The sequence below is a fragment of the Paucibacter sp. B51 genome, assembly GCF_027863535.1.
Lineage (GTDB): Bacteria > Pseudomonadota > Gammaproteobacteria > Burkholderiales > Burkholderiaceae_C > Paucibacter_A > Paucibacter_A aquatilis.
Genome location: NZ_JAPIVN010000001.1, coordinates 2,732,461 through 2,745,083, shown reverse-complemented (window position 1 = coordinate 2,745,083; position 12,623 = coordinate 2,732,461). Strand labels below are relative to the sequence as shown.

Here is a 12,623-nt window from a genome sequence, read left to right as displayed (position 1 = left end):
ACGGGGCCTCGCAGGCCCCGTTTTCATTTCAAGTTGCAGGGCTCGCTGCACCTGCTCATCGGCCGCCCACGAAAAATAGCGCAATGCTGCAGGCCAGACCCGCAAACCAGATCAACGAGCGCAGCGTGGCCTGGTCCGCCAGATAAGCGGCGATGTAGGCAATGCGGGCGCCGATGAAGCCCAGCGCCAGGGCATCCACCGTGGCCTGCGGGGCCTGCACCTGCTGGGCGGCCAGCACGCCGGCGATGAACAGCGGCAAGGCCTCGAAGCTGTTGGCCTGGGCCGCATTGGCGCGCGCCTGCCAGCCGCTCAGACCCGACAGCCAGGCGCGCGGCTGGTGGTTGTCGTAGCCGCCATCCCGGCGCCGCTTGCCGAAGCCGCGCGACTTGGCGATGCCGGCGCAGACGATGGGCAGCAGGCTGGCGACGATGATGCAGGTGTTGGCGAGTGTCATGAGGGGCGACCTTGTCGAGGGGAAACGGAACGGGGGAGAACTGGGGCGAAGGCGATGAAGGCCGTCAGCGACGGTCCACCAAGGCGTGGGCGATGGTGCCGAGATCGACATACTCCAGCTCGCTGCCCACGGGCACGCCGCGCGCCAAACGGGTGGCACGGATGCCACGCGAGCGCAGCGCCTCGGCCAGCACATGGGCCGTGGCCTCTCCCTCGGCAGTGAAGCTGCTGGCCAGAATCACCTCTTCCACCCCACCCTCGCTCGCACGCGCCAGCAACTCGGCCGCGCCGATCTGCTGCACGCCCACGCCGTCCAGCGGACTGACCCGGCCGAGCAGCACGAAGTAGTAACCGCGGTAGGAGTTGGTGCGCTCCAGCGCCGCCTGGTCGGCCGGTGTTTCCACCACGCAGAGCAGGCGCGCATCACGCTCGGGGTCGGCGCAAACCGGGCAGAGCGCGGACTCGCTGAAGGTGTGGCAGCGCTCGCAATGGCCGATGCCTTCGGCCGCGGCCCGCAAGGCCTCGGCCATCAGGCGCGCGCCATCGCGGTCGTGCTGCAGCAGGTGGTAGGCCATGCGCTGGGCCGATTTCTGGCCCACGCCGGGCAGGCGCTTGAGCGCCTCGATCAGCGCCTCCAGAGCGCCCGCTGCGGGAGAGGACGCTGTCAAAGCGTCGAGCTCAGAACGGGAACTTCATGCCCGGCGGCAGGGGCATGCCGGCGGTCAGCTTGCTCATCTTCTGGGCGCTGACTTCTTCGGCGCGGCGCACCGCGTCATTGAAAGCCGCGGCCACCAGGTCTTCCAGCATGTCCTTGTCGTCAGCCAACAGGCTGGGGTCGATGGTGACGCGCTTGACCGCGTTCTTGCAGGTCATGATGACCTTGACCAGGCCGGCGCCGGACTGGCCTTCCACCTCGACATTGGCCAGCTCGTCCTGAGCCTTCTTCAGGTTGTCCTGCATGGCCTGGGCTTGCTTCATCAAGCCCGCGAGTTGACCCTTCATCATTTTCAATACTCCTCAGTGTCAGGGGTGTTCGTTGGAAAGTTGTCTTGCCTTGGGTGCGTCATCGCTCGGCTGCGATCTAAACGCTCAATGCGAGCGGATCGAACCGGGCACGATGCGCGCCGTCTTGAACTGGGCCATCAAGGTTTGCGCAAAAGGATCGTTGATCACGATCTGCTCCACCTCACGTTGGCGCGCCTGGATGCGGGCCAGATCACGCAGGGCCGGCGAGTCCTGGGGCACGCCGGCCTCCAGCTCGATCTGCACCGGCATCTGCAGGCCAGCTTCGAGCGCCGCCTGCAGCTTGTCGCGCAGCGCCGGCTGGCGCAGCGATTCGCGCTCCACGCGCAGGCGCACCATCAAGCCAGCCGGGCCGTTCTCCAGACCCACGCATTCCGATCGCACGGCCAGCTCGCGCGTCAGCGCCAGCAAGCCCAGCGGCGCCACCAGCTCGGCCCATTGCGCGCCCAGCTCGGTGGGCTGCAGCGGCACATCCTCGCCGGCGGTCGAGGCATAGCCCTGGCGATTCGGTGCCGGGCGGCCGGCGCGCGGGGCGGCGCTGGCTCCAAAATCGTCGCCATCGGCGCCTTGCGGGGCGGACGCGCCGGCCCCATCATCGTCCGACATGGGCGCATCCAGCCACGGCGGCGGTTCGCCATCGTCCGTGGGCCGGCCGTCACCGACGACCTCATCCTCGACCTCGGGCTCGGCATGAACCACCGGGCGGGGGCGCAGGCGGGCGCTGTAATCGCCAGCGGCCGGGCTGGGGGCGCGGGGCTGCACGGTCGGTGCGGGCACGGGCGCGGGTACAGCTGCAGCCGAATGTGCAGCCAAATGTGCAGTCACAGGTGCAGGAGACGGAGCTGTCGCCACTTCAGCGTCGTAGCCGACCTCAGGCTCGGACGCCTGCAGGGCGGGAGCCTCGGGCTCCATCTGGCCTTCAATCTCGGGCTCAGCCTGCGTTTGCGCACTGGGCTCGGCCACAGAACGAACCGGCGCTGCCGCCGCGGCAACAGGTGCAGGCTCGGATTCGACTGCAGGCTCAGGTTCGGGCTCAGCGTCGGGTTGCGCCTCGGTCGCTAGCGCTGCTTGCGCAACCACAGGCGACGCGGGCTCGACAGGCAGCGGATCCGGCGCTGTTGGCGTGTGAGCCGGCGCAGCAACAGGCACAGCGACAGATGCAACCACAGGCGTCACATTTGAGGCGACTCTGGGTGCAGCCACCGTCGGCGCCGGTCGTGCCGGCCTTGCCACAGGGGCAGCGGGCTTGTTCAGCGTGTGGCCGGCCGCACCGGCGGGACGAAAGCTGAGCATGCGCAGCAGCACCATCAGCAGGCCGGCGTATTCATCGGGCGCCAGGGCCAGCTCGGCACGGCCGTGCAAGGCCATGCTGTACATCAGCTGGATCTCATCGGCCGGCAGCAGGGCCGCCAGGCGCTCGGCCTCGGCCGTGTCCGGATCGGTCTCATCCAAAGCACCGGGGGCCGCCTGGGCCACGGCCATCTGCTGCAACAGACCGGCCAGATCTTCCAGGGTGCCTGCGGCCGACAGACCGAGGGCGCGCAGGCCATCGGCCTGGGCCACCACGGCCGCACCGTCGGCGGCGGCCAAGGCGTCGATGATGGCGACCACATGGCCGCGGTCCACCGTGCCCAGCATCTGGCGCACGCCTTCTTCCACCAGCGAGCCGGCTCCAAAAGCGATGGCCTGATCGGTCAGCGAAAGCGCATCACGCATGGACCCACGCGCCGCGCGAGAGAGCAGGCGCAGCGCACCCGCATCGGCCGGCACGCTTTCCTGCTTCAACACCTGCGTCAGATGGCTGAGCACCGTCTGAGGCGCCATGGGCCGCAGATTGAACTGCAGGCAGCGCGAGAGCACGGTGACCGGCACCTTCTGCGGGTCGGTGGTGGCGAGCACGAATTTCAGGTAATCCGGCGGCTCCTCCAGCGTCTTCAACATGGCGTTGAAGGCGGTGTTCGAGAGCATGTGGACTTCGTCGATCATGTAGACCTTGAAGCGGCCCATGACCGGCTTGTAGACCGATTGATCCAGCAGCTGGCTGATTTCCTCGACGCCGCGGTTGGAGGCGGCATCGAGCTCGATGTAGTCGACAAAACGACCGGCATCGATGGCCTGGCAGGCCTCGCAGACGCCGCAAGGCGTGGCGGTGATGGTGCCCGTGCCGTCAGGCCCGGTGCAGTTGAGGCTCTTGGCCAGGATGCGCGAGACCGTGGTCTTGCCCACGCCGCGGGTGCCGGTGAAGAGGTAGGCGTGATGCAGGCGTTGCTGGGTCAGTGCATTGGCCAAGGCCTGCACCACATGCTCTTGGCCCACCAGCTCTTCAAAACTGTGGGGGCGGTACTTGCGCGCGAGGACCTGGTAGCTCATGCGCGGCATTCTACGGGCCACCAGCCGCCCCGCCGGGCGCCAGGGCCGGCCGGTGACCGGACAGGCGATAATCCCGGCCCATGAGCACGCCCGCATCCCACACCCCCTCTTCGCCCGACACCCTCAGCTACGAACAAGCCGGTGTCAATTACGACCTGATCGACCCGCTGAAGATCAGCGCGCAGCGCGCCGCGGCCGCCACCGGCGCCCACCTGGCCGCCCATGGTTTCACCGAGGTGCTGGCCTCGCGAGGCGAGTCGGCCTATGTCGTGGATGTGGGCCCCTTCTACATCGCGTCCATCGTCGAATGCCTGGGCACCAAGACCCTGGTGGCCGACGAGATGCGCCAGCTGACGGGCAAGAACTACTACGACGGCATCGCCCAGGACACCATCGCCATGGCGGTGAACGACCTGATCACCGTTGGCGCCACGCCCCTGGTGGTGCAGGCCTACTGGGCCGCGGGTGGCTCGGACTGGTTCGGCGACAAGGGCCGAGCGCAAAGCCTGGTCGAAGGCTGGAAGCGCGCCTGCGACACCTGCCAGGTCGCCTGGGGCGGCGGCGAGACGCCGGCCCTGGCCGGCATCGTCGAGAGCGGCCGCATCGACCTGGCCGCCTCCTGCACCGGCCTGATCAACCCCAAGGAACGCCTCTCGGTGGGTGACAAGCTCGGCGCTGGCGACGCCATCGTGCTGCTGGCCTCCAGTGGCATCCATGCCAACGGCCTGAGCCTGGCTCGCAAGTTGGTCGAGCGCCTGCCGCAAGGCTATCTGACCGAAATCGCACCGGGCCTGAGCTATGGCGAGGCCCTGCTTGCCCCCACCGTGCTGTATTCGCCGGTGACCGAGGCGCTCTACAAGGCCGGCATCCAGCCGCACTACTGCGCCAACATCACCGGTCATGGCTGGCGCAAGCTGCTGCGTCACCCAGGCCAGTTCACCTACCGCATCCACACCGTGCCGCCGGTCACGCCGGTGCTGAAGTTCATGCAACAGCATGCCAAGCAAGACGACCGCGAGGCCTACTCCACGCTGAATATGGGCGCTGGCTTCGCCATCTTCGTGCCCGCGGCCGATGCCGCCCGCACGGTGGAAGTGGCCAAGGCCTGCGGCATCGAGGCCTGGGTCGCCGGCAGCCTGGAGGCGGGCGAGAAGCAACTGCTGATCGAGCCGCTGAACATCCGCTTCAGCGACGACGATCTGCAACTGCGCTGATCGCAGCGCAGAGGCCATCGACACAAGGCGGCCCCGGCCGCCTTTGCTTTTGGCTTCCTTGAGGTTCTTCCGGCCATGCACATCCTGCTGATCGAAGACGATCTCTCCCTGGGCTCGGCGCTGCTGGAGGCCTTGAAGCTGGAGGGCTTCAGCGTGCAATGGCTGCGCCGCGCCGGCGATGCACCGCATCGGCTCGGCGATGCTGGCTGCGCCGCGGTGCTGCTGGATCTGGGCCTGCCCGACGGCAGCGGGCTTGAACTGCTCAAGCGCTGGCGCGGCCAAAACGACGCCACCGCCATTTTGCTGATCACCGCCCAGGGCGAGCTCGATCAGCGCCTGGCCGGCCTGGACGCCGGCGCCGACGATTATCTGGTCAAGCCCTTTGCCATTCCTGAATTGCTGGCGCGCCTGCGCTCGGTGCGGCGGCGCCAGGCCGCGCAAAGCAGCGGCGAGGAGTGGGCGTTTGGCGTACTGAGCGTGCTGCCACGCCAGGCCATGGCTCGTCTGAACGGCGCCCCTCTGGACTTGACACCGCGCGAATTCCAGCTGCTGCTGGCCCTGGCCGAAGCCGGCGGTCAGGTGGTGAACAAGCACAAGCTGGCTCAGAACATGGAACCGCTGGGCGAGGCCCTGGACATGACGGCCCTGCAGGTGCATCTGAGCAATCTGCGCCGCAAGATCGGCGCGCAGCGCATCGGCACCTTGCGGGGCGTCGGCTACTGGCTGGAGTCACTGTCGTGAGGCCCCCGGCCCGGTGGGTGCAGCTGCGAAGCCGCAGCCTGGGGCGGCGCACGGTGGGCGCCCTGCTGCTGGCCTTTGTGGTCATCACCCTGGCCCTGCTGGCGCTCAACTACTGGAGCGTGAAGCACAGCCTCGCGCAGCAATCGCAGGCCCACCAATTGGGCCGCCTGCTGGCGCGCAGCATCGAATCACTTGAGCAAGAGGACAGCGCCCGGGCCGTGCTGCAGGGTTTTGTTGCCGAGTACGACCAGCTGCGCCAGGAGATGGCCTGGGAAAACGGCGCCATGAGCGTGGAGTTGCGGACGGCCGAGGGGCGGCTGCTCTACCGCAGCGGCCCGCCACTCGACGCCTGGCTGCAAGCGGAAGCATGGCCTTCGGGCCCTGCCCTGCGGCCCTGGAATGGCCGCATGCAGTCCACCTTTGGCGCCCAGGATGCCCGCTGGCAGCTGCGCATCGCCGACCCCCTGCCCGGCGATCGGATCCTGCTCGGCTGGCTGCTGGGTGAGCTGGGGCCCTCCCTGGCCCTGGCCTTGCCGGTGCTGCTGCTGACGCTGTGGTTGGCCGTGCGCACCGGCCTACGCCCGCTGCGCGAGTTCACCGCCCGCATCGCAGGCCTGGATCTGAGGCAAGACCTGGCCCCGCTGCAGCTGGACCTGCGCTATGCCGAGCTGCAACCCCTGGCCCAGGCATTCGACCGCTTGCTGAGCCAGCTGAGCGCGCAACGCGCCCAGGAGCGCGCTTTTGTTCACGATGCCGCCCACGAGCTGCGCACCCCCTTGGCCGCTCTGGGCGCCCAGACGCATGTGCTGCTACACAGCCACGACGAAGCCGGCCGTCAGCGCGCCGCCCAGGCCCTGCAGCAAGGCGTGGAGCGCACGGCCCACCTGTCCCAGCAGTTGCTCGATCTGGCGCGGCTGGACCCTGCAGCTTCCGCAGCAGCGCACGAGCGCTTCGACCTGGTCGAGCTCTGCGCCTGGGTGCTGCAGCAGGCCCATCCGGCCGCCCGGCAGCGCGCCGTCAGCCTGGCCTTGGAAGCCCCGGAACACTGGCCCTGGCAAGGCTCTCGCCATGCCCTGCAATCCCTGCTGCAAAACCTGGTGGACAACGGCCTGCGCTATGGCGCACGGGAGCTGCGGCTAGAACTACAGGCCCGGGCGGCAGGCCGCTTGCTGCTGGCCGTGCGTGATGACGGCCCTGGCATCGCACCCGAAGCGCAGGCGCGCATGTTCGAGCGCTTCTGGCGCGGCGATCAAGCGCAGGAGCACATGCAGGAGCCGGGCAGCGGCCTCGGCCTGGCCATCGCCGCACAGGCGGCACTTCAGCTGGGGGCGGAGCTGCGCGTCGGCCCGGGCCTGCATGGGCGGGGCATCGGCTTCGAGCTGGTACTGCCTGATGCACCCGCAAGCAGCGCGGCTCAGGCCCCGGCCGAGAGCGCCTGAGGAAGGCCCAAGAGCTTTAGCAGTTCTTTAGCGTGGGCTGCCAAGAATCGCCGACTTCAAGTTCTGGAGTCCTCGTTCGCCATGTCCACCCCCCATCTGCGCCGCCGCGCCTTCCTGCCGCTCCTGCCCGCCTGCCTCTTGCCCGCCGCCGTTCTGAGTGCCTGTGGCGGCAGCGCCGAACGCGAGGAGCTGCTGCGCCCCGAACTGTTACAAGAGGAAGCCCGTCTGAGCGAGCTGGCGCAGGCCGCAGTCGCGACTGGCCTGGTGGGTGCGATGTTCGGCAGTCAATTTGAAGGCGCGCACAAGCTCTACCTCGGCTGCGCCGGTCTGAGCCAGCAAGGCCAAAACACTGCCCTGTCCCGCCACCATGCCATGCAGCTGGGCTCTCTCGGCAAATCAATGACGGCAGCATTGGCGGCCGAGCTGGTGCGCCAGGGCAAGCTGCGCTGGGACAGCCGGCCCGCCGAGCTGCTCCCCGATCTCGCGCCCATCCTGCACCCGGGCTATGCCAACATCACCCTGCGCCAGATGCTGGACCACCGCAGCGGCATGCCGGCATTTCAGGAGCCGAGCGAGCTTGCCGAGCTGGCAGACTACCTGGCCATTCAGACGGAGCCCCTGCCCCAGACTGACCGTGAGCGCCGACAGCTGTTGGCCCGCTGGGTGCTGGCACGCCCTCCCGCCACTGCGCCGGGAGGCGAGTTGCTGTACTCCAACGCCGGCTACACCCTGGCTGGGGCCATGCTGGAGGCGGCGAGCGGCCAGGATTTCAACACCCTGCTGCTCCACTGGACCCGTGGCCTGGGTCTGGACTTCGCGCTGAGCCCGCCCACCCATGCCCCGCAAGGCCATGTCGGCCCGAAGCCGCAGGCACTGAAGCCCTACCAGGCGTTGGCGCCGGAATGGTCGGTCTGGGTCGACGGCGCGCTGCAACCCTCGGGCAATGTCTGGCTGAGCGCGGCGGGCTACGGCCGTTGGCTGGCCGAGCATCAGCGTGCCTTTCAGGGTCATAGCCATGGGCTGGCACCCGACTACATTCAAGCCCTGCGCCAGCTGCCCGCAGGCGAGTACAGCCTGGGCTGGGTGGCCATGGAAATCAAAGGCAAGCGAAGCCTGGTTCACACCGGCGCCTATGCCGGCTTCATGGGCATGGTGCTTCTCCAACTCGACGGCAAGCGAGCCTGCTTCGGCCTGAGCAACACCGAGGGCAACAACGAGGTCGGCGACAGCTGGGTGCTGGATGCGCTGAACCACGGCGTTTTGCAAGCGGCCGACCGTTGAGCGCCAAGGGAATCGAGCCCGGTTTCAAGGTTTGACCCGGCGAAGGCTTGAAGGAGAACATGCCGCGCATCGTTTACAATGCGCGCTGACGGGCCTCCTCGCATGGAAGCGCGGCCAACCGGGTCAGGTGGGGAACCAAGCAGCCCTAGCCGTTGTGACCAGTGCCGAGGCAGGGCTCGTCAACCCGAACACCAAAAAGCCCGCTGAGCGCACTGCTCAGCGGGCTTTTTTCTTGTGTGGAAGCCCAGCGGCTCGGGCGGCCTGCACCGCCCGAGCGTGAGTGCTTCAGCCCAGACGCAAGCGCTCGCGCGCAGCCTGGTACTCACGGCCCAGGCGCGCCACCAACTCGGCCGCCGGCACCACGGCGCGGATGGCGCCGATGCCTTGGCCGCAGCCCCAGATGTCTTTCCAGGCCTTGCTGGAGCTGCCGCCGAAGTTCATCGCACTCGGATCGCTCTCGGGCAGGTGATCCGGGTCCATGCCGGCTTTGACGATGGAGCCGCGCAGGTAATTGCCGTGCACGCCGGTGAAGAGGTTGCTGTAGACGATGTCGTCGCTGTTGCTGTCGACAATCATCTGCTTGTAATCCTCGGCGGCGCGGGCCTCCTCGGTGGCGATGAAGGTCGAACCGATATAGGCCAGATCCGCACCCATGGCCTGAGCGGCCAGCACCGCGTCGCCGCTGGCGATGGAGCCCGACAGCGCCACCGGGCCCTGGAACCACTCCCGGATTTCCTGGATCAGCGCGAAGGGGCTCTTGACCCCCGCATGGCCGCCAGCACCGGCCGCGACGGCAATCAGGCCGTCGGCGCCCTTCTCGATCGCCTTCTTGGCGAACTTGTTGTTGATGACGTCGTGCAGCACGATGCCGCCCCAGGCGTGCACGGCCTGGTTGACATCCTCGCGCGCGCCCAGCGAGGTGATGATGATGGGCACCTTGTACTTGGCACACACCGCCATATCGTGCTCGAGCCGTTCATTGCTCTTGTGCACGATCTGGTTGATGGCGAAAGGCGCCGCCGGCTTGTCCGGGTTGGCGCGGTTGTAGGCCGCCAGTTCGGTGGTGATTTCGTTCAGCCATTCATCGAGCAGCTCGGCCGGCCGGGCATTGAGCGCCGGCATGGAGCCAACGATGCCGGCCTTGCACTGCGCGATCACCAGCTTGGGGTTGCTGATGATGAACAGGGGCGAGCCGATGATGGGCAGCGGCAGCTGCTTCAGGATCTCGGGGAGTGCCATCGTGCCGCGCCCGATCAGAAAGCATCCAGGGCCAGGGCGGTGACGCTGTCGGCGCCCTCGACGATGGCATCGCGCGTGCCACCGGCACGGCTCAGGATGTGCTCGGCATAGAAGCGCGCAGTGGCGATCTTGGCCGACATGAAGGCCGCGTCTTCACCGGCGGCCAGCTTGTCCTCGGCCACCAGCAGCGAGCGCGCCAGCTGCCAGCCAGCGACCAGATTGCCAGCCAGCATCAGATAAGGCACGGAGCCGGCGTAGGTCGCATTCGGGTTGCTGCGGGCATTGGCGGCGATGAAGTTCACCACATCGACGAAGGCCAGACGGGCCGCGGTCAGGCGCTTTTGCACCGCGCGGGCGGCGGCGCTGTCGCGTGTCAGCAGCTGCGCTTCGGTGGCCTCGACCATGGCCGCGATGGAGCGGGCAAAGGCTCCACCGTCGCGTGCGGTCTTGCGGCCGACCAAGTCATTGGCCTGGATGGCGGTCGTGCCTTCGTAAATGGTCAGGATCTTGGCATCGCGGTAATGCTGGGCAGCGCCGGTTTCCTCGATGAAGCCCATGCCGCCGTGCACCTGCACGCCCAGGTCGGTGACCTCCAGGCTCATCTCGGTGCTGTAGCCCTTGACCAGAGGCACGAGGAACTCGTAGAAGGCTTGGCTCTGCTTGCGGATTTCGGCATCGGCATGGTGGTGGGCCGCGTCGTAGGCCGCGGCGGCCACGCTGGACATGGCGCGGCAACCCTCGGTCAGGGCGCGCATGGTCATCAGCATGCGGCGCACATCGGGGTGGTGAATGATGGCGCCGGCACCCGGCAGCGAGCCGTCCACCGGGCGCGACTGCACGCGATCGCGGGCGAAGCTGGCGGCCTTTTGGTAGGCGCGCTCGGCCACGGCGATGCCCTGCACGCCGACGCCGAAGCGGGCCGCGTTCATCATGATGAACATGTACTCGAGGCCGCGGTTTTCCTCGCCGATCAACGTGCCGATGGCGCCACCGTGGTCGCCGAACTGCAGCACGCAGGTCGGGCTGGCCTTGATGCCCATCTTGTGCTCGATGGACACGCAATGGGCGTCGTTGCGCGCGCCCAGGGAGCCATCGGCATTGACCAGGAACTTGGGCACGATGAAGAGGCTGATGCCCTTCACGCCTTCCGGCGCACCGACCACACGGGCCAGCACCAGATGGACGATGTTCTCGGCCATGTCGTGCTCACCGTAGGTGATGAAAATCTTGGTGCCGAAGATCTTGTAGGTACCGTCGCCTTGGGGCTCGGCGCGGGTGCGCACCTGGGCCAGGTCCGAGCCGGCTTGCGGCTCGGTCAGGTTCATGGTGCCGGTCCAGCTGCCGTCGATCAGCTTGGGAATGAAGGTGTTCTTTTGTGCGTCGGAACCGGCCGTCAGCAGGGCTTCGATGGCGCCATCGGTCAGCAGCGGACAGAGCGCAAAGCTCAGATTGGCGCTGTTGATCATCTCGCCACAGGCGGCGCCGATGGTCTTGGGCAGGCCCTGGCCGCCGAAGTCAGCGGGGTGTTGCAGACCCTGCCAGCCACCTTCGGCGAACTGCTTGAAGGCCTGCTTGAAGCCGGTGGTGGTGAAGACTTCGCCGTCCTTCCAGTAGGACGGCGCCTTGTCGCCCTCCCAGTTCAGCGGTGCGACCACGTCCTCGTTGAACTTGGCGCACTCTTCCAGCACGGCCTGGGCGGTGTCAATGCCGAAATCGGCGAATGCAGGGATTTGCTCGGTCAGGGCTTGCAGGCCGGCGAGCTCCTGCATATTGAACAGCATGTCCTTGACGGGGGCGCGGTAAGTCATGGCTTTGTCTCCAGCGATCTCAGATTCAGATACAACAAGGGCGCCGCGACCGTGAGTCGGGCGCCCTGGGGCTCACTCGATAGTGGGGGCTGCGCGCGGGCTCAGAGGCTGCCCACCAGCTCCGGCACGGCGGTGAACAGATCGGCTTCCAGGCCGTAGTCGGCCACCGAGAAGATCGGCGCTTCGGCGTCCTTGTTGATCGCGACGATCACCTTGGAATCCTTCATGCCGGCCAGATGCTGGATCGCGCCGCTGATGCCGCAGGCAATGTAGAGCTGGGGCGCGACGATCTTGCCGGTCTGGCCGACCTGCCAGTCGTTCGGGGCATAACCGGCATCCACGGCGGCACGCGAGGCGCCCAGGGCAGCGCCCAGCTTATCGGCCAGAGGCGTCAGCACTTCCATGAACTTGTCGTTGGAACCCAGGGCACGGCCACCGGAAACGATGATCTTGGCGGCGGTCAGCTCGGGGCGGTCGCTCTTGGTCACTTCACGGCCGGCGAAGCTGCTCTTGCCGCTGTCGGCGGCGGCGGCCACGGTTTCCACGGCGGCGCTGCCGCCTTGGGCGGCGGCGGCGTCAAAACCGGTGGTACGCACGGTCAGCACCTTGGTGGCATCGCTGCTTTGCACGGTGGCAATCGCGTTGCCGGCGTAGATCGGGCGCTCGAAGGTGTCGGCGCTGATGACCTTGGTGACGTCGCTCAGCTGTGCCACGTCCAGCAAGGCGGCCACGCGCGGCGCGACGTTCTTGCCCGAGGCGGTGGCCGGGAACAGGATGTGGCTGTAGCCGCCGGCAATCGCCAGCACCTGGGCGGCCAGGTTTTCGGCCAGGCCGTTTTCCAGCGCGGCGGAATCGGCATGCAGCACCTTGCTCACACCAGCGATCTGGGCCGCAGCAGCGGCCGCGGCGCCGGCATTGAAACCAGCCACCAGCACATGGACATCGCCGCCCACGGCCGCCGCAGCGGTCACGGTGTTCAGCGTCGCGCCCTTGATGGAGGCGTTGTCGTGTTCAGCAATCACGAGAGCAGTCATTGTGTTTTCTCCGAATTCTTC

Annotated in this window: 11 protein-coding genes and 1 other RNA gene; 5 read left to right on the top strand and 7 right to left on the bottom strand. The window is 67.5% G+C overall.

Going from position 1 to position 12,623, the window contains the following annotated elements:
- Positions 1 to 55: 55 nt before the first annotated feature.
- The 4 genes from OOB33_RS11775 to dnaX all read right to left on the bottom strand — a co-directional run bounded on the left by OOB33_RS11775 (position 56) and on the right by dnaX (position 3,846).
- Positions 56 to 454: an MAPEG family protein gene (locus tag OOB33_RS11775; RefSeq protein ID WP_271008802.1), complete on the bottom strand. Its 399-nt coding sequence runs from the start codon at positions 452 to 454 to the stop codon at positions 56 to 58.
- A 64-nt stretch (positions 455 to 518) separates the two neighbouring features.
- The gene (gene recR / locus OOB33_RS11770) at positions 519 to 1,121 is read right to left on the bottom strand and encodes a recombination mediator RecR (protein WP_271008801.1); all 603 of its coding nucleotides are present in this window, start codon (positions 1,119 to 1,121) and stop codon (positions 519 to 521) included.
- Between the two features lie 10 nt (positions 1,122 to 1,131).
- Positions 1,132 to 1,458 carry a YbaB/EbfC family nucleoid-associated protein gene (locus OOB33_RS11765; RefSeq protein ID WP_271008800.1) on the bottom strand — a complete coding sequence of 109 codons (327 nt, stop codon included), beginning with the start codon at positions 1,456 to 1,458 and terminating at the stop codon, positions 1,132 to 1,134.
- 84 nt (positions 1,459 to 1,542) lie between these two features.
- Positions 1,543 to 3,846 (bottom strand): DNA polymerase III subunit gamma/tau, encoded by a 2,304-nt coding sequence (dnaX, locus tag OOB33_RS11760; protein ID WP_271008799.1) that lies wholly within the window; start codon positions 3,844 to 3,846, stop codon positions 1,543 to 1,545.
- An 80-nt stretch (positions 3,847 to 3,926) separates the two neighbouring features.
- Here dnaX and OOB33_RS11755 point away from each other — a divergent pair, with 80 nt between their 5' ends.
- The 5 genes from OOB33_RS11755 (at position 3,927) to ffs (ending at position 8,705) form a co-directional block, all read left to right on the top strand.
- Positions 3,927 to 5,060: an AIR synthase related protein gene (locus OOB33_RS11755; RefSeq protein WP_271008798.1), complete on the top strand. Its 1,134-nt coding sequence runs from the start codon at positions 3,927 to 3,929 to the stop codon at positions 5,058 to 5,060.
- A 75-nt stretch (positions 5,061 to 5,135) separates the two neighbouring features.
- Complete coding sequence (locus OOB33_RS11750; RefSeq protein WP_271008797.1) at positions 5,136 to 5,801, top strand: response regulator; 666 nt, start codon at positions 5,136 to 5,138, stop codon at positions 5,799 to 5,801.
- Positions 5,798 to 7,240: a sensor histidine kinase gene (locus OOB33_RS11745; protein ID WP_271008796.1), complete on the top strand. Its 1,443-nt coding sequence runs from the start codon at positions 5,798 to 5,800 to the stop codon at positions 7,238 to 7,240. Before OOB33_RS11750 ends, OOB33_RS11745 begins: the two co-directional genes overlap by 4 nt.
- A gap of 81 nt (positions 7,241 to 7,321) precedes the next feature.
- The gene (locus OOB33_RS11740; RefSeq protein WP_271008795.1) at positions 7,322 to 8,521 is read left to right on the top strand and encodes a serine hydrolase domain-containing protein; all 1,200 of its coding nucleotides are present in this window, start codon (positions 7,322 to 7,324) and stop codon (positions 8,519 to 8,521) included.
- 87 nt (positions 8,522 to 8,608) lie between these two features.
- Positions 8,609 to 8,705: signal recognition particle sRNA small type (gene ffs / locus OOB33_RS11735), an RNA gene on the top strand.
- Positions 8,706 to 8,806: 101 nt separating this feature from the next.
- Here ffs and OOB33_RS11730 read toward each other — a convergent pair.
- The 3 genes from OOB33_RS11730 to OOB33_RS11720 form a co-directional block, all read right to left on the bottom strand.
- A complete protein-coding gene (locus tag OOB33_RS11730; protein ID WP_271008794.1) occupies positions 8,807 to 9,760 on the bottom strand; it encodes an NAD(P)H-dependent flavin oxidoreductase in 954 nt (317 codons plus the stop codon).
- A gap of 14 nt (positions 9,761 to 9,774) precedes the next feature.
- Positions 9,775 to 11,568, bottom strand: a complete 1,794-nt coding sequence (locus tag OOB33_RS11725; RefSeq protein ID WP_271008793.1) for an acyl-CoA dehydrogenase — start codon at positions 11,566 to 11,568, stop codon at positions 9,775 to 9,777.
- Between the two features lie 101 nt (positions 11,569 to 11,669).
- Positions 11,670 to 12,602, bottom strand: a complete 933-nt coding sequence (locus OOB33_RS11720) for an electron transfer flavoprotein subunit alpha/FixB family protein (RefSeq protein ID WP_271008792.1) — start codon at positions 12,600 to 12,602, stop codon at positions 11,670 to 11,672.
- Positions 12,603 to 12,623: the final 21 nt, after the last annotated feature.

Bases quoted from the DNA above. Each gene is read 5' to 3' on its own strand.
- OOB33_RS11775 (WP_271008802.1), bottom strand. From the start codon at position 454: ATGACACTCGCCAACACCTGCATCATCGTCGCCAGCCTGCTGCCCATC.
- OOB33_RS11765 (WP_271008800.1), bottom strand. From the start codon at position 1,458: ATGATGAAGGGTCAACTCGCGGGCTTGATGAAGCAAGCCCAGGCCATG.
- dnaX (WP_271008799.1), bottom strand. From the start codon at position 3,846: ATGAGCTACCAGGTCCTCGCGCGCAAGTACCGCCCCCACAGTTTTGAA.
- OOB33_RS11755 (WP_271008798.1), top strand. From the start codon at position 3,927: ATGAGCACGCCCGCATCCCACACCCCCTCTTCGCCCGACACCCTCAGC.
- OOB33_RS11750 (WP_271008797.1), top strand. From the start codon at position 5,136: ATGCACATCCTGCTGATCGAAGACGATCTCTCCCTGGGCTCGGCGCTG.
- OOB33_RS11740 (WP_271008795.1), top strand. From the start codon at position 7,322: ATGTCCACCCCCCATCTGCGCCGCCGCGCCTTCCTGCCGCTCCTGCCC.
- OOB33_RS11730 (WP_271008794.1), bottom strand. From the start codon at position 9,760: ATGGCACTCCCCGAGATCCTGAAGCAGCTGCCGCTGCCCATCATCGGC.
- OOB33_RS11725 (WP_271008793.1), bottom strand. From the start codon at position 11,568: ATGACTTACCGCGCCCCCGTCAAGGACATGCTGTTCAATATGCAGGAG.
- OOB33_RS11720 (WP_271008792.1), bottom strand. From the start codon at position 12,602: ATGACTGCTCTCGTGATTGCTGAACACGACAACGCCTCCATCAAGGGC.